This is a genomic window from Serratia sp. CY43202, assembly GCF_052168755.1.
GTDB classification, from domain to species: domain Bacteria; phylum Pseudomonadota; class Gammaproteobacteria; order Enterobacterales; family Enterobacteriaceae; genus Serratia; species Serratia bockelmannii.
Window position 1 is genome coordinate 22,157 of sequence record NZ_JBJNMB010000005.1, and the last position, 20,576, is coordinate 42,732.

The 20,576-nt window shown below is 60.6% G+C and carries 19 protein-coding genes and 1 pseudogene; 11 read left to right on the top strand and 9 right to left on the bottom strand.

From position 1 onward, the window contains the following. Window positions 1-12 precede the first annotated feature (12 nt). A complete protein-coding gene (locus ACJ8J5_RS11480) occupies window positions 13-1,068 on the bottom strand; it encodes a P1 family peptidase (protein ID WP_025302749.1) in 1,056 nt (351 codons plus the stop codon). Window positions 1,069-1,177: 109 nt separating this feature from the next. Here ACJ8J5_RS11480 and ACJ8J5_RS11485 point away from each other — a divergent pair. Further along, a pseudogene (locus ACJ8J5_RS11485) lies at window positions 1,178-1,377 on the top strand (FAD-dependent urate hydroxylase HpxO); the annotation flags it as partial. A 69-nt stretch (window positions 1,378-1,446) separates the two neighbouring features. On the opposite strand, the gene ACJ8J5_RS11490 reads toward ACJ8J5_RS11485, so the two are convergent. After that, window positions 1,447-1,713, bottom strand: a complete 267-nt coding sequence (locus ACJ8J5_RS11490; protein ID WP_043143311.1) for a hypothetical protein — start codon at window positions 1,711-1,713, stop codon at window positions 1,447-1,449. Between the two features lie 291 nt (window positions 1,714-2,004). Next, window positions 2,005-2,748 carry a sulfite exporter TauE/SafE family protein gene (locus tag ACJ8J5_RS11495; protein ID WP_197770234.1) on the bottom strand — a complete coding sequence of 248 codons (744 nt, stop codon included), beginning with the start codon at window positions 2,746-2,748 and terminating at the stop codon, window positions 2,005-2,007. A 107-nt stretch (window positions 2,749-2,855) separates the two neighbouring features. On the opposite strand from ACJ8J5_RS11495, the gene ACJ8J5_RS11500 reads away from it, so the two are divergent. Beyond that, window positions 2,856-3,737 carry a LysR substrate-binding domain-containing protein gene (locus ACJ8J5_RS11500; RefSeq protein ID WP_197770232.1) on the top strand — a complete coding sequence of 294 codons (882 nt, stop codon included), beginning with the start codon at window positions 2,856-2,858 and terminating at the stop codon, window positions 3,735-3,737. 6 nt (window positions 3,738-3,743) lie between these two features. Here ACJ8J5_RS11500 and ACJ8J5_RS11505 read toward each other — a convergent pair whose 3' ends face one another. From ACJ8J5_RS11505 to ACJ8J5_RS11520, 4 genes are all read right to left on the bottom strand, one after another. After that, window positions 3,744-7,313, bottom strand: a complete 3,570-nt coding sequence (locus tag ACJ8J5_RS11505; RefSeq protein WP_414104650.1) for a molybdopterin cofactor-binding domain-containing protein — start codon at window positions 7,311-7,313, stop codon at window positions 3,744-3,746. Then, window positions 7,306-7,848 (bottom strand): (2Fe-2S)-binding protein, encoded by a 543-nt coding sequence (locus ACJ8J5_RS11510; protein WP_025302744.1) that lies wholly within the window; start codon window positions 7,846-7,848, stop codon window positions 7,306-7,308. The genes ACJ8J5_RS11505 and ACJ8J5_RS11510 overlap by 8 nt, the downstream gene beginning before the upstream one ends. Before the next feature lie 85 nt (window positions 7,849-7,933). Beyond that, window positions 7,934-8,407: a MarR family winged helix-turn-helix transcriptional regulator gene (locus ACJ8J5_RS11515; RefSeq protein ID WP_049207179.1), complete on the bottom strand. Its 474-nt coding sequence runs from the start codon at window positions 8,405-8,407 to the stop codon at window positions 7,934-7,936. A gap of 66 nt (window positions 8,408-8,473) precedes the next feature. After that, entirely contained in the window at window positions 8,474-9,532 is a 1,059-nt protein-coding gene (locus ACJ8J5_RS11520; protein ID WP_025302742.1) for a 2,5-dihydroxypyridine 5,6-dioxygenase, read from the bottom strand. A 326-nt stretch (window positions 9,533-9,858) separates the two neighbouring features. Between ACJ8J5_RS11520 and ACJ8J5_RS11525 the strand changes: the two genes are divergently transcribed. The 5 genes from ACJ8J5_RS11525 to ACJ8J5_RS11545 all read left to right on the top strand — a co-directional run bounded on the left by ACJ8J5_RS11525 (window position 9,859) and on the right by ACJ8J5_RS11545 (window position 14,661). Then, a complete protein-coding gene (locus ACJ8J5_RS11525) occupies window positions 9,859-11,010 on the top strand; it encodes an FAD-dependent monooxygenase (protein WP_033645813.1) in 1,152 nt (383 codons plus the stop codon). Continuing rightward, window positions 11,007-11,801, top strand: a complete 795-nt coding sequence (locus ACJ8J5_RS11530) for an alpha/beta fold hydrolase (protein WP_025302741.1) — start codon at window positions 11,007-11,009, stop codon at window positions 11,799-11,801. The genes ACJ8J5_RS11525 and ACJ8J5_RS11530 overlap by 4 nt, the downstream gene beginning before the upstream one ends. Before the next feature lie 15 nt (window positions 11,802-11,816). After that, complete coding sequence (locus ACJ8J5_RS11535) at window positions 11,817-12,569, top strand: maleate cis-trans isomerase family protein (protein WP_015377793.1); 753 nt, start codon at window positions 11,817-11,819, stop codon at window positions 12,567-12,569. 9 nt (window positions 12,570-12,578) lie between these two features. Continuing rightward, the gene (locus tag ACJ8J5_RS11540; protein WP_033634448.1) at window positions 12,579-13,208 is read left to right on the top strand and encodes an N-carbamoylsarcosine amidohydrolase; all 630 of its coding nucleotides are present in this window, start codon (window positions 12,579-12,581) and stop codon (window positions 13,206-13,208) included. Between the two features lie 142 nt (window positions 13,209-13,350). Beyond that, the gene (locus tag ACJ8J5_RS11545; protein ID WP_016927840.1) at window positions 13,351-14,661 is read left to right on the top strand and encodes an MFS transporter; all 1,311 of its coding nucleotides are present in this window, start codon (window positions 13,351-13,353) and stop codon (window positions 14,659-14,661) included. Between the two features lie 36 nt (window positions 14,662-14,697). On the opposite strand, the gene ACJ8J5_RS11550 is transcribed toward ACJ8J5_RS11545, so the two are convergent. After that, window positions 14,698-15,321, bottom strand: coding sequence for a hypothetical protein (locus ACJ8J5_RS11550; protein ID WP_043143238.1), 624 nt, complete (start codon window positions 15,319-15,321; stop codon window positions 14,698-14,700). Window positions 15,322-15,410: 89 nt separating this feature from the next. After that, window positions 15,411-17,612 carry a peptidyl-dipeptidase Dcp gene (dcp, locus tag ACJ8J5_RS11555; RefSeq protein WP_414104651.1) on the bottom strand — a complete coding sequence of 734 codons (2,202 nt, stop codon included), beginning with the start codon at window positions 17,610-17,612 and terminating at the stop codon, window positions 15,411-15,413. Between the two features lie 399 nt (window positions 17,613-18,011). Between dcp and ACJ8J5_RS11560 the strand changes: the two genes are divergently transcribed. From ACJ8J5_RS11560 to ACJ8J5_RS11575, 4 genes are all read left to right on the top strand, one after another. Next, complete coding sequence (locus ACJ8J5_RS11560) at window positions 18,012-18,203, top strand: hypothetical protein (protein WP_146220574.1); 192 nt, start codon at window positions 18,012-18,014, stop codon at window positions 18,201-18,203. After that, the gene (locus ACJ8J5_RS11565) at window positions 18,200-18,487 is read left to right on the top strand and encodes an E492 group microcin (RefSeq protein WP_125460888.1); all 288 of its coding nucleotides are present in this window, start codon (window positions 18,200-18,202) and stop codon (window positions 18,485-18,487) included. Before ACJ8J5_RS11560 ends, ACJ8J5_RS11565 begins: the two co-directional genes overlap by 4 nt. Window positions 18,488-18,565: 78 nt before the next feature. Continuing rightward, on the top strand, window positions 18,566-20,092 hold the full coding sequence (locus ACJ8J5_RS11570) for a hypothetical protein (protein ID WP_414104652.1): 1,527 nt from the start codon (window positions 18,566-18,568) through the stop codon (window positions 20,090-20,092). A gap of 18 nt (window positions 20,093-20,110) precedes the next feature. Beyond that, window positions 20,111-20,560: a toxin-activating lysine-acyltransferase gene (locus ACJ8J5_RS11575; protein WP_043143242.1), complete on the top strand. Its 450-nt coding sequence runs from the start codon at window positions 20,111-20,113 to the stop codon at window positions 20,558-20,560. Window positions 20,561-20,576: the final 16 nt, after the last annotated feature.

A 20,576-nucleotide genomic window follows, 5' to 3' on the forward strand; every position in this document is an offset into this window, starting at 1 on the left:
CACTCCCGTTATTCAATTTGCCGCCAGCCGATCGAGCAGCGGGCCCAACGCCATACGCGCGTGCTGCTGGAAACCGCTGACGCCCTCGGCGCTCAGCAACGCATCCAATACTGCGTATTCGGTGGCATCCGCGGCCGCCGCAAACAGCGGCTCCAGCCGTTCGTCCGGCAGCGTGGCCCCCAGCAACCGGGTGGAGAACGCCAGCGCGATGTCGCCGGAGCCGTGCCCCCAATGGCTGCCCACCCGCCCCAGACCCGCGCCCGCTCGGCGGGCGATGCGGTTCAGCTGCCGGCTGTCCAGCGCCCGATCGCAGGCGATGATGATGATGACCGAACCGGCGTCCACCTGTGGCGGTGGATCCGCCAACAGCTTGCCTAGCGCCGGGCCAACGCGCACGCCGCTCAGCGTCAACGAGTCGAGGGTACCGAAGTTGGCCAGCACCAGCACGCCGAGCGTGGTGCCAAGCCCCGGGCAATAACGCGAGGCGGTGCCGATGCCGCCCTTCAGGCCGAAGCTGCTCATGCCGCGCCCGGCGCCGACGCTGCCGCGCGCAAAGCGGGTGGAATGGTTATCCAGCGCGCTGAAGACGTGCTCCTCACGCACCGCCATCGCCTGAATATCGTTGAGGTAGCCGTCGTTGCACTCCAGCACCAGCGGGTTGATGGTGGCGCTGCCGCGGCCGATCTGCGGGTAGCGCAAGCAGCTGCGCCGCACCATGGCGTTGAATAGCGTGCCGACGGCGAAGGTGTTGCTCAGCAGGATCGGCGTTTGCAACTCCCCCAGCTCATTCAATTGCACCAATCCCAGCGGCTTGGCGAAGCCATTGAGCACCGCGCTGCCGCACGGCAACGGTTGGTTGAACAGATCGCCCGGCGGCACGATGGCGGTGACGCCGGTCTGGCATTCGCCGTCGGCCAAGGTGTGATGCCCGACGCTGACGCCCGGCACGTCACACAGGCTGTCTGTCGGCCCGGCCGGATAGCGCGCGCCCGGCAGGCGGCGATGGCGCCGCCAATAGCTCAGCAGATTGTCGAGGCTTTGTTGTTCAAACACCTGGCTGTCAATCATGGTTCCCTCATCCGCCGTTAGCCCATCAGAAAACCAGAATATCGCGCAATGCGCCGCGCCGTAAATTGAAAGCGGAAGCGGGCAGCAAAAATCGCCTTGCCCCATCGCCGTTCAGACCCACTCGCAGGGCATCGAAGACACCCTGCTGCGTTATCAAGATCTGGTGCTGAAAGCACGCAAACGCTGCGACGTGGCGCACGGCAAAGACATGGCTATCACCCACGGCGGGTATGAAGACTGAAGAGCGAAATCGGCAAACGCATTCTCGCCGGCATGTGGGAGACCATTTTGGGCGGCCCGCAGGCCTGAGCCTTATTGGGGTTTTAGCGGGCAATCGGATAGTATAAAAAAATGAATGATTCAAAACTGGATTATGGCTCAATTGAATAAATAAACCATGACCATAACAATGACGCAAACAGAGCAAAACAATAAATCACCGGAAAAATTTCTCAATGAGTCCAAATAGTCATTGCTGTTCTTATTTAGTTGGTTAATGGCATCATTTTCGTTCTCAGCTTCTACTTCAATATGATGCTTTCTGAACCCTTTCTGCTTCATATCTTTAATTATTTCTCGTGTAACCACTTCCTTTCTCTGCACCCTTGATTCATCGCTCTTTATAAAAACAACATATTTATTCATCATATACCCCATAAAAGCACAGAATTTTACTTCTGTGCTGGGATTGCAGCTGTTAATTAGCGTTTGGTTCTGGATTCTCTGGCCTCTCTCGGTCCAGTGCCATTGCCGCCATAACCATTTCCTGTAGAACTGCCATTCCCCAGAAACCACTGGCGCAGGAACCGCTGTCATAAGGGCTATTTTTTGACAAGAATGACTGAAGGTGTATTCTCACTGCTGAAAATAATCATATTGGAATAAAATCCAGAATAATATACCGAACCTAATTACACGCAGATGCTATCGATTCAATTAATTGAATCGCCAAATAATCTCAACGCCCAAGATTAATAACCCAATAAAGAAGAGGCGGCGGAACAGCTGCGGGCGACAATGACGACGCACCCTCTCCCCCAGCCACATGCCGGCAAGCGCCGGCAACAGCGCCAACAGCGAACCGCCGAGCAGCGTAGCGGGCAGCGCCTGATGCCAGGCTAATCCGGCGGCCAGCGCCAGCGTCGAGACGGTGAACGACAGCCCCAGCGCCTGCACCAGATCGTCACGCGCCAGGCCCAATGCGTTCAGATAGGGCACCGCCGGTATGACGAATACGCCGGTGGCGCCGGTCAGCACGCCGGTCACCAGGCCGCACAGCGGCCCCAGCCAAGGCTCTGCCGTGGCGGAAACACGCCAATCGAAACGGGTGAATCCCAACAGCGCATAGCCGATCAGGCAAACGCCCAGCGCCAGCGGCGCCAGGCGGCCGTCGGTGGCGGTGAGCGCGCCGGCGCTCAGCAACGTGCCCAGCGTGACGCACAGCATCATCGGCCAGAGTCGACGGCACAGCGCCCCCAACCTCGGCCCGCACAGCAACTGCCACAGATTGGTGATCAACGAGGGTAACAGCAGCAGCGCGGCGGCCTGCCCCGGCGGCATCATCAGGCTGAGCAGCCCCATCGAGACCGTCGGCAACCCCAGACCGATCGCCCCTTTGACCGTGCCGGCCAGCGTAAAAATGCCCGTCAGGGCGATAATCTCGAGTAACGTCAGCGACATGCGTCTATCCTTATGGCGAATCAACGGCTCGATTGTGGCCAGCGCCGCGCCGCAGCACAATGCGGCAATGGCAGAGCCTGCCTGCGGCAAAGACAGAGGAAGAACGCATGCATTTTGACTTTATCGATCTGCGGCTGTTGGTGGCGGTGCTCGAAACCGGCAGCATCACCGCCGGCGGCGAGCGCGTCGGGCTGTCGCTGGCCGCCGCCAGCGCCCGCATGCGCGGGCTGGAACAACAGGCCGGCGTGGCGCTGTTGACGCGCAATCCGCGCGGCGTCCAGGCGACGCCCGCGGGTGAGCGCCTGTTGCAACACGCGCGCGTGCTGCTGCAACAGCGCGACCGGCTGCGGGGTGATATGGCCGAGTTCGCGCCGGGCCAGCGCAGCCAGCTGCGCATCGTCGCCAATACCGTCGCCGCCGACGCTTTTCTGCCGGAGCTGTTGGCGGATTTTCTGGTGCTGCACCCGCACACCGACATCGCGCTGGAGGAGCTGCCCAGCCCGGCCATCGCGCTGGCGATCGCCGAACGGGCGGCGGATATCGGCATCGTGGCGGACCACGCCGATCTGCGTGGGCTGGCAAGCTACCCTTTTCGCCAGGATCGTCTGGTGCTGGCGCTGCCGCCGGGGCATGCGCTCAGCGGCCGCCGCTCGCTCAGCTTTGCGGACGCCCTGCCTTTTGATTTCATCGGCCTGCCGGAAGAGAGTGCGCTGCAACAGCATCTGGAACAGCTGGCGATACGCAGCGGCGGCCCGATGCGGCTGCGGGCGCGTGCGGCTAATTTCGACGCCATCTGCCGCATGGTGCTGCGCGGCGCCGGGCTGGCGGTGGTGCCGGAAGAGAGCGCCCAACGCCATCCGGAAATTCGACACGCCGCCCTGCCGCTGACGGACGAGTGGGCGACCCGGCGTTTATCGATCGTGGTACGTGAGCAGGCGCAGCTGCCGCTGCCGGCGCAGCGGCTGGTAGCGTTCCTGCGCCATGCCTGAGGCGGCTCAGTGCGTGCCAGGCTCTGCGCGCAACCGCGCCACCTGAGCCTCCACGTCGCGCCAGGCCGGTTTGTCGCCGGCATAGCGTTGGCGCAGATAATTCACCAGCGCCGTCACCTGCCGATCGGAAAAGCTGTCCTTAAAGCCCGGCATAAAGCCCAATTCGGCGGTGGCCGGCTTGGGGATCCCTTGCAGGATCACCTTGATCAGATTATCGGGGCGATCGCTGAAGATATTGGTGTTATTGGCCAGATCCGGGCTGACGCCGAACAGCTGCGGCCCGCCGACGGCGGCGCTGTGGCAGGCCTGGCAAGCGCCCTGGAACAACCGCTCGCCCGCCAGCTGACCCGCAGGCAACGCGCGGGCCGCCAACTGCGCCTGCGGTTCCACATTCAGCGTCGCCTTGGTGCTCAGCGACATCACATAATTGGCCATCGCCCGCAGATCGCTCTGCGGCAACGTCGCCAGTTCGCTGACCACCGGCCCCATCGGCCCGGCCGCCACGCCGTGCTCGGCGGAATGCCCGCTGCGGAAGTACTGAAACAGCTGTTCCTCGGTCCAGGGCTTGTCCGCATTGGCCAATTGATTCAGCGCCGGCGCTTCCCACCCGTCCACCATCCCCCCCGCCAGGAAAGCCGCGCCGCCCTTTTCCGCCCCCAGCAGATTGCGCGGCGAATGGCAGGCGGCACAGTGACCAAGGCCGTTGACCAGATAGGCGCCGCGGTTCCACTGCGCGCTTTGTTGCGGATCGGGTTGATATTCCCCCTGGCGCAGGAACAGCGCGTTCCAGCCGGCCATCAGCGGCCGCAGGTTAAACGGGAAACGCATCTGATTGGCCGGATTGCTCTGGCGCACCGCCGGTTGCGACATCAGATAAGCGTACAGCGCCTGCATGTCGCCGTCGGTCATTTTACTGAAGGCGGTGTAAGGAAATGCCGGATACAGATGGCGGCCGTCGCGGGCGATGCCCTGACGCATCGCCCGATCGAACGCGGTAAATGACCAGTTGCCGATGCCGGTTGCCACATCCGGGGTAATGTTGGTGCTGTAGAGCGTGCCGAACGGCGTCGCCATCGCCAACCCACCGGCGTTGGTCGCCCCTTCCGACGCGGTATGGCAAACCGCGCAGTCTCCGGCGGCGGCCAACTGACGGCCGCGCTCCAGCGTGGCGGCCGACCAGGTGCCGGCGCCAGGCGTCGCCACCGGCGCGATCTCCGTCCGCCATGGCAAGGCGCTGCCGGCGATGCCCAGCACCGCGCCGAACAGCCCCGCCGCGCCGCCGAACCACCATTTGCCGCGCTTCTTTTTCTTGAGCGGCGCGGCCTGCCGCTCGGCATCCGGCCCGTTCAGCGCTTCACGCAGCTTGTCCGAGGTGATCGGCAGCTCGCGAAAACGAATGCCGGTGGCGTCGAACACCGCGTTGGCGATGGCCGCCGCGCTGGGCACCGACGCCGACTCCCCGGCGCCCAGCGGCGGATCGTAAGGGCGCGGCATCATGACCACGTCCACCTCCGGCACCTCCGGGAAGGTCAGGATCGGGTAAGCCCCCCATTCTTTGGCGGAGACCGTCGATTCCTCAAAGGTCACGCGCTCTTTCAACACCCGGCTGGTCGATTGCAATACGTTGCCATGAATTTGGTGGCGCACGCCGTCCGGATTGACCATCATGCCCGCGTCGTGGCCGACCACGATGCGCGTCACCGCCACTTCGCCGCTGGCTTTGTCGATCGCCACGTCGGCCACCCAGGCGGCCCAGGCCGCGCCAAAGCCGGGAAACTTGCTGTGGATGTAACGGGCATAGGCAAAGCCGCGCCCGCGCAGCACGCCGTCTTCCGCCGGGGTCTGCATCGGTTCGGTGTGCGGCGTCCAGCCGGCGCGTTCTGCGGTGCTGCGCATCAGTTCACTGGCGCGTTCGTCATGGATATAGCGCAGCCGATATTCCAGCGGGTCGACGCCGGCGGCGTGGGCCAGCTCATCGATATAAGATTCGTGGGCGAAGGTGTTCGGCAAGGCGGAAACGCCGCGCATCCAGGAGGCGCGCACGATCGGCGCCATGTCCTCGATGCTGACGCGCAGCGCCGGATACGCATAAGGCGGCACCGAAGTGCGGTCGCCCATTTCATAGGCCACCGGCAGCGGTTCGACCCGGCCGGTCAGCAGCAGCGCCAGCGTCGGCGCGCCGTTGGAAGGGTAATAGGTGCGAAAGTCATAGGCGACCGGGTGCCCGGCGGCGTCCAGCCCGCCGTCCACCTCCATCAGCTGCGCCGTGCCCTTCGGTTCCCACACATGTTCTTGTTCGCGGGTCAGCTGCACCCGCACCGGCCTGCCCACCGCGCGCGACAGCAGCGCCGCGTCGGCGCAGACGTCATCGGCGCAATTGCGGCCATAGCAACCGGCCGCCTCCATGCGAACGATCTCGATCTGCGCTTCCGGGTATTCCAGCAGCCAGGCCAGATCGGCGCGCAGCAGGTGCGGGTTCTGGCTGCCTGACCAGACCTGCAGGCGCTCCGGCCGGTAATCCGCCAGCGCGCAGGAAGGGCCAATCGAGGCATGCAGCTGATACGGCCACAGGTAGCTGCGGGTGAAACGCCTGTCGGCCGCCGCCAGCGCCGCGTCCACATCGCCGGTATCGTGCACCACCCGGGTCGAGTGCGGATTGTCGCGCAGCGCCTGCGCCACGTCGGTCATCTGCGGCAAATTGCGGCGCCAGTCTTTCCAGCTGACCTGCAGCGCCTGCGCCGCCTTGATCGCCTGCTCTTCGCGCTCGGCGACGATGCCGATGAAATCGCCGATCACCACCAGTTTGACGATGCCGGGAATATGCGCGATCGAAGTTTCATCCACCGCCAACAGGCTGGTGCCGACAAATTCGCCGCTGTCGTACCCGGCATAGGGCGGCCGCACCACCCTGCCGTGCAGCATGTTCGGCAGGCGCATATCGTGTACGTAGGTGGTTTCGCCGGTCGCCTTGGCCGGAATATCGACGCGCGCGGCGCTGGTGCCCACCAGGCGATACTCCGCCTGCGGTTTCAGCGGCGCGTCGCCGGAAATCGACAGCTCGACATGACCGCCGGCCACCAGCTCGGCGTAGCTGAGCGCCTGCCCCTGCGGGCTGCGGATCACGCCCTCCTCCAGCGTCAGCTGTTCCACCGGCGCATCGAAGCGCTGCGCCGCCTGGCGCAACAGCCAACGGCGCGCTTCGGCGGCGGCGTTGCGCAGCGGCACGGCGGAGATCTGCAGCGTGGCGCTGGCGATGGTGGCGCCCTGATTCGGCGCGCGTTCGGTATCGCCCAACACCATTTGCACCTGATCCATGCGCAGGTACAACTCTTCGGCGACGATCTGCCCGAGCGCGGTGCGCACGCCGGTGCCAAGATCGACATGGCCGTTAAAGGCATAGATTTCGCCGCTGCCGCACAGGGCGATAAACAGCCCCTGCTCTTTGGGCTTCAGCACCGGCGTTTGCCCTTTGGGCACCAGCCCCGGCGGCGGTTGCACGCTGTCGACGATCAGCAGCACGCCGTCGCGCTGCAGCAAGTCGGCCTGGCTCGGCGATGGGGCACGGGAATCAGTCATGGGCGTGGGCGTCCTCATCGCGGCAGAGAATGATGGCGCGCTGAACCGCACGCAGGATTTCGAGATGGGTGCCGCAGCGGCACAGGTTGCCGGACAGCGCCTGACGGATCTCCGCCTCGCTCGGGGCGGGATTACGATCCAACAGGGCTTTGGTGGTCATGATCATGCCATTGAGACAGTAGCCGCATTGCGCCGCCTGCTCTTCGATAAAGGCACGCTGCACCGGGTGCGGGCGCTGGCGATCGCCAAGGCCTTCCAGGGTCACGATCGCCCGGCCGGACACGCCGAGCGCCGGGATCACGCAGGAGCGCGCCGCCACGCCGTCGATCAACACGGTACACGCACCGCATTCGCCCAGGCCGCAGCCGTACTTCGGGCCGTTGAGCGCCAGATCGTTGCGCAGTACCAGCAAGAGCGGCGTATCCGCCATCACCTGCGCATGAAGCTGTTCGCCGTTCACCGACAGCATCAGCGGATGCTCCGTCAGCGTGGTTTTCGCGCCATCCCTGAGCGATTGCACTTCAGATATCGCCATTGTTCGCGTCTCCGCCTGCACGTGATGATCTTATGGGCTGGCCTCTCGCCGCCGACCACCAGGCAACCGACGTTGCGCGGGCGAATCAGCCGGTGGGCGGATCTTCCAGCATTTTATTCAGCAGGAATATCAGCGCTATCCGTTCGGCCGGGTTGAGCGTTCCGAACGTCAGCTCTGTGATTTTCGCCGCCTGCGGCACCGTTTCCGTCAGCAGCACGGCGCCGGCGTCGGTCAGGCCGACCACCACCTTGCGCCGATCGATCGGATCCGGCGTCACCGTGATCAGATCGCGCGCCTTCAGCCGTTCGACGATACCGCGTATGGTGGCCTGATCCACCGCCGTCACCTGCACCAGCTCGGTCAGCGAGCTCGGCCCCATATCGCGCACCGCGCACAGGGTGATGAACTGCACCGCCGTCAGCTGCGAATCGCCGACGTTTTGCTGGAAAATCGCCAGGTGGCGCTGATAAACCTTGCGCAGCAGGTGCCCGACTTGCTCGGTAAAATGATAATTTTCGGGTTGGCCGCTCACGGCTGACGGGTATTCGGGGGGCGTCATTGCGTTACTCTCACCATCTATGGAATCCACGAGAATAGTACAAACCCCCGCCGTTGGCAGCAACGATTACGCCCGGCGCACGCGCGAGGCCTCCGGCGCCACCACTTCCCCGTCCGCCACCACCGTTTGCCCGTCGAGGCGGATGTCGCAGCGGCGCAGCGCGATGTCCATATGGCAAGGCGTTTTGCGCGTGCCGCCCACTTCGGTGTTCGGCCCGGTGGAGAACAGGAAGTTGCCGTAGAACGCGCGCGCGTCCATGCACATGCCGTCGTTCTTGTCGTGCAGACCCATCGCCGTCCACTGGGCGCGCGGCTGCAGGCCCCAGCCGATGTGCGAGATGCCGTACACCTCCGGATCGTCGAAGTATTTCATGTATTCGCGCAGGTATTCCGCCTCGAAGCCGCCGTGAATGCGAGTAACGAACCCTTGTTCGATCTCCAGCGTGATGCGTTCACGCGCATAGCTTTTGAACGGCAGCAAGATATCGCCGACCTCCAGCACCAGCACCCCTTCCGCCTGCTCCTCATTCGGCCAGGTGAACAGGAAACCGCTCGGCCAGTGATCCCAGCGCCCCGGTTCATCGGCATAGCCGTACTCGGTCACCGTCGGGTATTGCCCCAGCGGCGCGCGGAAATCGCTGCCGGCGGCGGAGGTCACCTGCATCAGCTTCGCCTGCTCCAGCACGGCGGCGGCGGCCAGCACCCGCGCCTTGTCCTCCGCGTTGGGCAACATGCGCGCCAGCACCTCCGGCGGCTCCACCGCCAGCAGGATGCGGGTGCCAGTTTTCAGGATCTGTTCCTGCTCCGGCGAATGCAGCAGCATCATGGTATCGACGATCAGGTCGGCGGCCTCCAGCGCACGCTGCGCCGCCAGATTGCCGGTCAGCGCGGTATCGCCGCAATAGGCGGTCATGTCGTTGCCCATCGCTCGCGGATGGTTGAACGCCGGCAGTTCGACGGCATACACCTTGGCGCCCAGCCTCAGCGCTGCGTCGGTCGCGGCGCGCACCGTGCGCGCATCGGAATAATGGCTTTTCAAAATCGCCACGCTCTGCGAAGCATCGACCTTCGACAGCGTAAGCACCTGCTCGAACAGCTGTACCAACTGGGTTTCATTGACCGCCATGGCCTGTCTCCTGTCTCGTCAAGGGTGACCGACGCCCGCAAGGCGGCGGTGTTTTTTCAAACAATTTAAAGTGAACACACTCATTTTATCTAAGTCAAAAAAGCAAAGGAAAGCAAGCTGCGAATATCCACCATAAGAAAGTCCTATTTCATCCCGCATCAATCCTGTGATTAACATGAGTTTAACAGTAATACGCCGTCAATTAGCGTGAGCAAGATCTGATTTAACACTTTTGCAACTTTGCGTTATCTAGTGCATACACTATAAATCGATCGTCCAGCCACGCGTTGGGCCTACGCTGAAAAAAGCCAACAGACAGGGGAAACATGATGAGCAAACAACCACGCATCGCCGTCGTCGGCGCCGGGCTGGGGGGCGCCGCCGCCGCCGGGCTGCTGCAAAAAGCCGGCTTTACCGTCGATCTGTATGAACAGAGCCCGGCGTTCTCACGCCTTGGCGCCGGCATTCACATGGGGCCGAACGTACTGAAGATTTTCCGCCGTCTCGGTATTGAGCAGCGGTTGGAGCAGATGGCGTCTCATCCCGATTTCTGGTTCAGCCGCGACGCCGAAAGCGGCGACTACCTGTCGCGCATCGAACTGGGCGCCTTCGCCCGCCGGGAGTACGGCGCCGCCTATGTGACGGTGCACCGCGGCGATTTGCAGGCGTTGCAGCTCTCCGCGCTGCAGCCCGGCACCCTGCACTTCGGCAAATGCCTGAGCAAAATTGAAGATCGCGGTGACGAGGTGGTGCTGAACTTCGTCGACGGCACCTCGGCCCACGCCGACATCGTGATCGGCGCAGACGGCATCAATTCGCGCATTCGTGAGCACCTGCTGGGCGCTGAAGCGCCGACCTACAGCGGCTGGGTGGCCCACCGCGCGCTGATCCGCGGCGAGAAGCTGGCGAAATACAACCTGACGTTCGAAGACTGCGTGAAGTGGTGGTCGGCGGATCGCCATCTGATGGTCTACTACACCACCCAACGGCGCGACGAGTATTACTACGTCAGCGGCGTGCCGCACCCGGCCTGGGATTTCCAGGGCAGCTTCATCGACAGCAGCCGCGAAGAAATGTTCGAGACCTTCGCCGGCTACCACCCGATCGTGCAGGCGCTGATCGAATCCAGCGAACAGGTCACCAAATGGCCATTGCTGAACCGCAAACCGCTGCCGCTGTGGAGCGAAGGCCGTCTGGTGCTGCTTGGCGACGCCTGCCACCCGATGAAACCGCACATGGCGCAGGGCGCGGCGATGGCGATCGAAGACGCCGCCATGCTGACCCGCTGCCTGCAGGAAACCGGCCTCGGCGACTACCGCACCGCCTTCCAGCTGTATGAAGCCAACCGCAAGGAGCGCGCCTCCCGGGTGCAGGCGGTGTCCAACGCCAACACCTTCCTGCGCACCCAGGAAGATCCGGCCTGGGTCTACGGCTACGACCTGTACGCGCAAGCGCTGAAATCGGAGAACGCCGCATGAGCACCTTCCTCTACGGCGCCCACGTTCACGCCAACGACATTCGCCAACACTATCTGCGCTACGGCGGCCACGGCCCGGCGCTGATCCTGGTCCCCGGCATCACCAGCCCGGCGATCACCTGGGGCTTCGTCGCCGAGCGGCTGGGGGAAAAATACGACGTCTACGTGCTCGACGTGCGCGGCCGCGGTCTGTCGTCCAGCGGCCCGGAACTGGCTTATGACGCAGAGACCTGCGCACAGGACGTCAACGCCTTCGCCGCTGCGCTGAACCTGGGCAGTTACGCCCTGCTCGGCCATTCGATGGGCGCCCGCTTCGCCCTGCGCGCCGCCGCTCTGCAGCCCGCCGGCGTGCGGCGGCTGGTGCTGGTCGATCCGCCGGTTTCCGGCCCCGGCCGCCGCGCCTATCCCGGCCAATGGCCGTGGTACGCCGACTCCATCCGGCAGTCGCTGCCGGGCATGAGCGCCGAGCAGATGCGCGCCTTTTGCCCAACCTGGAGCGAAGAGCAGCGCCGGCTGCGCGCCGAGTGGCTGCACACCTGCTACGAGCCGGCGATCCAACGCGCCTACGACGATTTTCATCAGGTGGACAGCCACCGTGACTACCCGCTGCTGACCATGCCGACGCTGCTGATGGCCGCGGGCAAAGGCGGCGTCATTCAGCCCGAAGACCGGGCAGAGATCCGCGCGCTACAGCCGGAGATCGCCATCGTCGAGGTCGAGAACGCCGGACACATGATCCCGTGGGACGATTTCGACGGCTTCTTCCGCGCCCTGGGCGATTTTCTGGATTAACTGAGGAACACCGACATGAGCAACCACTACCGCATCGGCCAGATCGTGCCCAGCTCCAACACCACGATGGAAACCGAGATCCCGGCGATGCTGGGCGCGCGCCAGCTGATACGCCCGGAGCGTTTCACCTTTCACTCCAGCCGCATGCGCATGAAACACGTCAATAAAGAAGAATTGGCGGCGATGGACGCCGAGTCCGATCGCTGCGCGCTGGAGCTGTCCGACGCGCGGGTCGACGTGCTCGGCTACGCCTGCCTGGTGGCCATCATGGCGATGGGGCTGGGCTATCACCGCGAATCGCAGGCCCGGCTGGCGCAGGTGACGAAAGACAATCAGGCCGCCGCGCCGGTTATCAGCAGCGCCGGCGCGCTGGTCAACGGCCTGAAGGTGATCGGCGCCAAACGCATCGCGCTGGTGGCACCCTACATGAAACCGCTGACCCAGCTGGTGGTGGACTACATCCAGCACGAAGGCATCGAGGTCAAGGTGTGGCGCGCGCTGGAGATCCCGGACAACCTCGAGGTCGGCCGGCACGATCCGGCCAGGCTGCCGGGGATCGTCGCCGAGATGGATTTACGCGAGGTCGATGCTATCGTGCTGTCCGCCTGCGTGCAGATGCCTTCGCTGCCGGCCGTCCCAACGGTAGAGGCCCAAACCGGCAAACCGGTGATCACCGCCGCCATCGCCACCACTTACGCGATGCTGACCGCGCTGGAGCTGGAACCGATCGTCCCCGGCGCCGGCGCCCTGCTGTCCGGCGCCTATTGAGGAGGCAGAATGAACGACACCCTCAGCGACAACTATCGCGGCGTCTGGGGCCAGCGTATCGGCTTCGGCCGGCGCCCGGCGCTGCTGGCGATCGATTTTATGCAGGCCTACACCACCGAAGGCGCGCCGCTGTTCGCGCCGGGCGTGGTGAGCGCGGTCGAGGAAAGCCGCGAGCTGCTGGCCTGCGCGCGCCGCACGGGAATTCCGGTGATCCACACCCATATCCGCTATCATGCAGGCCATTTTGCCGATGGCGGCCTGTGGGTGAAGAAAGCGCCGGTGATGAAAGACATGGTGGCGGGCAACCCGCTGGCGGCGTTCTGCCCGCCGGTGGCGCCGCTGGCCGATGAGGTGGTGCTGAGCAAGCAATACGCCAGCGCCTTCTTCGGCACCGCGCTGGCGCCGCTGCTGGTGGCGCAAGGGATCGACACGCTGCTGATGATCGGCTGCTCCACCAGCGGCTGCATCCGCGCCAGCGCGGTGGACGCGGTGCAGCACGGCTTCCGCGCCATGGTGGTGCGCGAGTGCGTCGGCGATCGTCACCCCGGCCCGCACGAAGCTAACCTGTTCGACATCGACAGCAAATACGGCGACGTGGTGCACAAACGGGAGGCGCTCGACTACCTGAACCGGTTATGAGTCAACGATTCACCTGCAACGACAATAACGAAGGCGCAGACAGCGCCTCACGCGACCGCCCGAAACAGGGCGGCGCCCATGCAACGCAAACACAACAGGCGCCTCCTGCGGAGGCCAACACGCACCACCTGGAGACAACATCATGGCCATTGTCGACACCCCGCTGGCGGGGAAAGCGGACGCAGAATCGCTGCTGCTGTACCGCAAAATCACCTGGAAACTGATCCCGTTTCTTTGCCTGTGTTACCTGGCGGCCTACCTCGATCGCATCAACGTCGGGCTGGCCAAGCTGCAGATGGCCGACGCGCTGCAGCTGAGCGAAGCGGCCTTTGGTCTGGGCGCCGGGCTGTTCTTCGTCGGCTATATTCTGTTCGAGGTGCCGAGCAACCTGATCCTGCAGCGCGTCGGCGCCAAGATGTGGATCGCCCGCATCATGATCACCTGGGGGCTGCTGTCCACCGCCACCATGTTCGTCACCACGCCGACCCAATTCTACGTCATTCGCTTTTTGCTCGGCGTGGCGGAGGCCGGTTTTCTGCCCGGCGTGCTCTTTTACCTGACGCTGTGGTTCCCGACCTATCGCCGCGGCCGCATCATCGCGCTGTTCATGATCGGCCTGCCGCTCTCCAGCGTGATCGGCGGGCCGCTCTCCGGCTGGATCATGGGCCATTTCGACATGCGCCACGGGCTGCACGGGTGGCAGTGGCTGTTTTTGCTGGAGGGCATTCCCAGCGTGCTGTTGGGCGTGTTGACCTTCTGGCTGTTGCCTAACACTTATCAACAGGCCAAGTGGCTGACGCCCGAGGAGAAACAACGCATCGCCGACGATCTGGCGCGCGACGACGCCGAGGCCGATCACGGCAAGCACAGCTTCCGCGACGGCTTCTTCAACCTGAAGGTGTGGATGCTCGGCGGCATCGACTTCGCTATTCTGCTCAGCGCCTACGCCATGGGCTTTTGGATGCCGACCTTCATCAAAACCGCCGGCGTTACCGACATCACCACCATCGGTTACCTGACGGCGATCCCCAGCGTCGCCGCCCTGCTCGGCATGCTGCTGATCGGCAGCAGTTCCGACCGGCTGCGAGAACGGCGCTGGCATATCATCGTGCCGTTTATCATCGGCGCGCTGGCGATGGCCGGCAGCACCTTCTTCACCCACAATGCGCTGGCCACGGTGCTGCTGTTCTCCATCGCCCAGGCGGCAATCATCGGCGCAGTGCCGGTGTTCTTCAGCCTGCCGGCCACCTTCCTGCGCGGCACGGCGGCGGCGACCGGCTTCGCGCTGGCCTGTTCTCTGGCCAACATCGCCGGGCTGGTAAGCAATTCGCTGATGGGGCTGGCGCTGGATCTGACCGGCAAGAGCGGTGGCGCGCTCTGGGCCTTCGCCGGCTGCCTGCTGCTCAGCTCGCTGCTGGTGGTGGCCCTGCCGGCCAAGGTGGTGAACCGCTGAATTAATGATGGGGGCGCAATATTTTGCGCTCCGACATTACCGCCCAGAATCTGAATAATAGGCGTCTATGTGTTCTTGAGCTTTCTTTCTAAGCCCGCAAGATGGGGGGAATGCAGCGATTGATATCAACAGAAATACCCCCCAGAGAACAAAAAGCGCGAATCCAAAAAGAGGATCGCTTCTGAGGTTAACAAAGGAAGCTATCAAGAAAGAAAACGAAAACAGCATCATCCAGAATGCATCTTTATATCTTCTTTTTATTTTCCCCTCATCGACAAAGACCTTCCCACTCTTCAATGACATGAAAAAATTAAATTTACTGAAGTACTTGGGGCCCAGTAACTCATGGGAGTTCATGATAATTTTAATCATTTCATTCTGTATGTGTGAATTACTGATTCCAATGATTTTTTTAATTGACGTGCGCTTTATTTCAAAATCAACAATCTCCGCATGCTCTTTTTCCGCAATGCCGTTTTTCTTCTCAGCAACCAGCCTTTTACGATAACGATCTGACATTAAACCAAAGAGTTTTATTGAGGAAATATCACGGAAAAGCCATCTAAAAATAAGAAAGATGGCGCCTAATGCCATGACATTTAAAGTCCCACTTTGGAACGTTGATAAAATCCAATTTCCAATTTTCAGTAGCTCCTGCATATCCATGTTCCTTTCATGTTTCAATCAAGATCGCCAAGTAAAAAGGCGCAATCTCCTGCGCCTTTTACTCTGCATGAACACACTCGCGGTTACTCGTCCTTCAGCCCGCGGTTGATCAGCATCGGTTCGATGCTCGGCTCTTTGCCGCGCCAGTCGATGTACAGCTTCTCCAGATCCTGGCTGTTGCCGCGCGACAGGATCATGTCGCGGAAGCGCTGGCCGTTTTCGGCGGTCAGGCCACCGTGCTCGGTGAACCACTGGAAGGCGTCGTCCGCCAGCATTTCCGTCCACAGATAGGCGTAATAGCCCGCGGCGTAGCCGTTACCCCAGATGTGCTGGAAATAGCTGGAACGGTAGCGCGGCGGCACGTAGCTGAGATCGACCTTGTCTTTTTGCAACGATTCGGCCTCGAACTTGTCCACGTCTTGCTGCGGCTGGTCGGCGGTCAGCATGTGCCAGTGCATGTCCAGCAGCGCGGCGGACAGCAGCTCGGTCATGCTGTAGCCCTTGTTGAACTTGTCGGCCTTCTTGATCTTGTCGACCAGTTCCTGCGGCATCGCCTCGCCGGTCTGATAATGCTTGGCGAAGTGGCTGAACACTTTCGGATCGCTGACCCAGTGCTCGTTGAACTGCGACGGGAACTCGACGAAATCGCGCGCGGTGTTGGTACCCGACAGGCTCGGGTATTCCTGATCGGCGAACATACCGTGCAGCGCGTGGCCGAACTCGTGGAACATGGTGATCACGTCGTCATACGACAGCAGCGCCGGCTGCCCCGGCGCCGGTTTGGTGAAGTTGGCGACGTTGTAGATCACCGGCTTGGTGCCGTTGAGCTTCGACTGATCGACGAAGTTGCTCATCCAGGCGCCGCCGCCCTTGTTGTCGCGCTTGAAGTAGTCGGTGTAGAACAGCGCCAGCGATTTGCCGTCCTTGTCGAACACTTCATACACCTTAACGTCCGGCTGGTAGACCGGAATGTCCTTGCGTTCTTTGAAACTGATGCCGTACAGCAGGTTGGCGGCGTAAAACACGCCGTTGTTCAGCACGTTGTTCAGCTCGAAGTAAGGTTTGATCTGCGATTCGTCCAGATCGTACTTGGCCTTGCGCACCTGTTCGGCGTAGAACTGCCAGTCCCAGGCCTGCACCTTGAAGTCGCCTTTCTGCTGATCGATCACCGCCTGAATGTCTTTGGCTTCACGCTCGGCGCGCGCGGTGGCCGCCGGCACGATGTTGCGCATAAAGCTCAAGGCGGCATCCGGCGTCTTGGCCATCTGGTTTTGCAGCTTCCAGGCGGCGTAGTTCGGGTAGCCCAACAGCTTGGCCTGCTCGGCGCGTACCTTGGCCAGACGGGAAAGGGCCTGGCGGGTATCGTTGCCGTCGCCCTTCTCCGCGCGCGTCCAGGAGGCGTCGAACAGCGCTTGGCGGGTGTCGCGATCTTTCAGGCTCTGCAGCAGCGGCTGCTGGGTGGTGTTCTGCAGCACCAACAGCCACTGTTTCTCCAGCTTGCGCTCGGCGGCCGCCTGCGCTGCCGCGGCCAGCTCACCTTCGGACAGACCGTCCAGTTTCGCCTGGTCAGTTATCGCCAGCGCGCCGTTTTTGCTCGCCGCCAGCAGTTTGTTGGTGAACTGGGTGCTCAGCGTCGCCGCTTCCTGGTTCAGCGTCTTCAGCTTGGCCTTGTCGGCGTCCGACAGGTTGGCGCCCGCCAGCTCGAAGTTCTTGTAGGTCACTTCCACCAGCCGGCGCGATTCCGGATCCAGCTTCAGCGCATCGCGATCCTGATAGATGGCCTTGATGCGCGCGAACAACTTGCCGTTGAGCATGATGTCGTCGTTCAGTGCCGCCAGCATCGGCGAGGTTTCTTCATCCAGCTTCTGCAGCGCATCGCTGGTGTTGGCCGAGGTCATGGCGCCGAACACGTTCATCACCCGCGTCAGCAGCGAACCGGCCTGCTCCAGCGCCACGAAGGTATTCTTGAAGTTGGGCTTGGCCGGGTTGTTGGCGATCTTCTCCACCTCTTCCCGCTTTTGCTTGATGCCCGCCTCGATCGCCGGCGCGTAGTCGCTTTCCTTGATCAGGTTGAACGGCGGCGCCTGGAACGGCAGACGGCTTTGATAGAAGAACGGGTTTTGGGTCTTTTGCTTATCGTGCTGATTGGCTTCACCGGTCACGGTAGCCTCCTTCGCCTGGCCGCTGGGCAGCGCACTATGGTCGGCGTGAGGTTGGGTTTCTGCTGCCTGTGCCTGCGAGCCCAGCGCCATGCCGATCGCCAGCACCAATGTGGATAAACGCATCAAATCGAAACTCCTCCATGTTCACGGAATAAGGTCTCGGGGAATGGCTCCCTCAGAGTCATCACCTAGCTTAGGCGCAGTTGGCAGTTTGAGCAAAAACAAGTGATTAGAAGTTAACCGCCTCGCCGACCGCGGCCAAACGCTTCTTTGACATCTTTATTTTTCATCATCGACACATAGTCACAAAAGGTAATCATTTTATGATTAATTAATTCAATACTATGATAAATAAAGAGGAATCATAAAATACCCTGTTGACTTATCAGGTTACCCAATGTAACTTGATGTAAATTTTGATTAATGGAGCTAATCAAATTGTATCTTATAACGGAAATAGTTCTTATTGTCATTTTCATCCTCATTATCAGTGCGATCTATAAAAACGCGAAGAAAAAAGGCGTGCGCACGTACCACATCGTTATGCTGTTCTTGATATTTCCCCTTGCCGTATTTTTAGACTACTGCCTGCAGCGCCAGGCGATCCTTTTGGATACGGCCGCCCTTAAAACCACGGCCAGTTATGGTTTGCCGATGGCGATTATTTTTTCGCTTGTTTTATCTATCACCTCTCGCAAGAAGGAGTTTAAATGAGAGCCTTAACGGAAGTTGAATTGTCATGTATTAACGGTTCTGACGGCAACGATTCTTATAATCCGACTTCGCTCATTGTCGGTAGCCTGAGCACAATAGCGAAATTACCCACCCCCGTATCCTTAGCCGTGGGCGTCGGGACGGAAATAGCTATTCAAGCCGCACCACACATGCCGGTTAACGTTGCTATTCCACAGGTTCCTATGGGCCCAACCTGGAATGGCAGTGGCGGTGGCCGCCCTTCACCTTCGTCTTCACTTTCAACACCGGATTCATCAAATTAAAAAAACAGTCTTATTATTCCTTGTGCAATAAGGCCGGGATTTAACTTACTCTGCACCAATAAAAATAACGATTAAAAAATGACAAAGCTCGCCATGCTTCACGAAAGCTTGATCCCTTTCGTCGCAAAAAAGACAGGTTCTCAATTACTCTGGCACAATGCATTAAGCCCTGCTGAACAAGACGAACTGAAAAAAGAGACCAGCTATCTCATCGAAGAAAATAATCGCCATGCTATTTTTGATGATGGTACGCCGCGCTTAAACGATGAAAAAGTCTTTTTCGCCGAACGTTATGGCGGCGGCGCTATTTCGCGCAACGGCGGCGGAGCACGCTGTGGCTTTGATGGGCGTTGGCAGGTTAAAGGTATTGGGGCTAATGCGTTAGTCGGTCAAGGGGCAAAGCATGTCGATGGCGAGTTGACGATGACCGGCGCAGTATTGGAGGCATTATGGGGGAACGTCATGGCCAAACTGCTGCCTTACGGTGCCGTGCCCAATAAAGCGATCTTGGTGACCGATAGCCCCTTAGCCGCCATTTCTCCTGAATCGGCGAGAAGTCCCCATAACCGTAAGGCGTTGCTGGTGCGTGAGCCCGTCGTGCGCCCTGCACATTTTTGCCGCGCACCCTACTATCATCCTCATGATGCGATGCAAAGGCAGCCTTCGGATATTCAGCGGGTCGAAAAGCTGATTGTCACCGCACCGGCTTTTCTGCCTCGTCCCCCGGAGTTTGACGCCGCAAGCTGGTTGGCATTGCCCCAGGAAGAACAAGCATTCTACGGACTCTGCGAGCTTGCCCGGCGTCTCGCGACGCAGATCGCGTACTGCCGCACCCGGCATTTGGTGATGATGACCTCACCCTCCAATTGCGATATGGCCGGTAGGCTGCTGGACTTTCATGGTGTTCGCAGTGTTTTTCCCGCAGAACGTCGCGAGCCCGGGCGCAGCTACATTCAACACAACAAGCTCAATGAAGACGCCCCTTTGTTGCTGAGAGGCTTGCAAGATCTCGCTTTTTATTTAGCCAAGCATCAATTCGGCCCGGCATTTCTCGCGGCAGCGCACCAAGGCATCGGTGCGGCCTTCAACATGGCCTATAAACGAGCCTGCCTGCTGGATAATCTCGGTATGGCGGGTTTTGACCCTGCATTTTTACAACGCCTGCCTCTCACCGCCGAGTGGTTCGCCTTAGGCGAACGCTTGCAAAAAATGTTCGATTTGGCTCCCGGCGTCTTTACCCGTCGACAAGGTCTTGGCCTGGGGAATGCTCATCCGGCGATTGCCCTATTGCACCGGCTCATCGACGCACCCGTAAGGGTTCCCGCCGAACAACAGGGTACGACCGCGGAGGAGAGATTTTCTCTGGCGTTCCGTCGGTTATACGCGCAATACCTTCAGGAAACATCAGCAGCTCAAACCTCCGCCGGATTACAACTGGCGATGAAGCAGACCGTCACCAGAAGGTTGGGTTCCCGCACGTTCATGCGCCGTGAAGTGATTTTTCAAGAAATTTCTGGCTGGCGCGGCGAAGTCAGCGAGATCACCGAACAATTGCAAACCTATCTCGACCGTTTCGAGCGCCAGGCGATCAACGTATTACAATAACAACGCTGAGGATATTTCGTGAGTTTTATCAAAGAAAACCAGCAGGGTAAAAGTAGGTTCAGTCAATACGAGAGCCTGGGCTTCGCCGTTAACTGTATGTTGATGAATAAAAATTACAGTTTGTACCATATAAAAACGTTGCAGCTATGGACTCAGGAAGCGATTAATCAAAACCAATTTAAAATATTATTCGACCATTTGGATAACCCGATAGGGTATATAACCTGGGCCTACCTGAAAGATGAGACGCTGAGTCGATTTATTAACGATCCGCAGTTTCTTCTCCATAACTCAGAATGGGATGAGGGCGGTACGCTGTGTATTTTAGATTTTTGCTGCAAGCCAGGCAGCGCGCATTTATGTTTGGAACACCTTAAAAGAGTTCACCCCATCGTAGAACGCCGCACGGTTGTGTGGCGCTCCCGCCGAACGGGCAGACTGATGACTGTAAAAAATAAAGAAAAATAATTGTCAGGGATGAGGC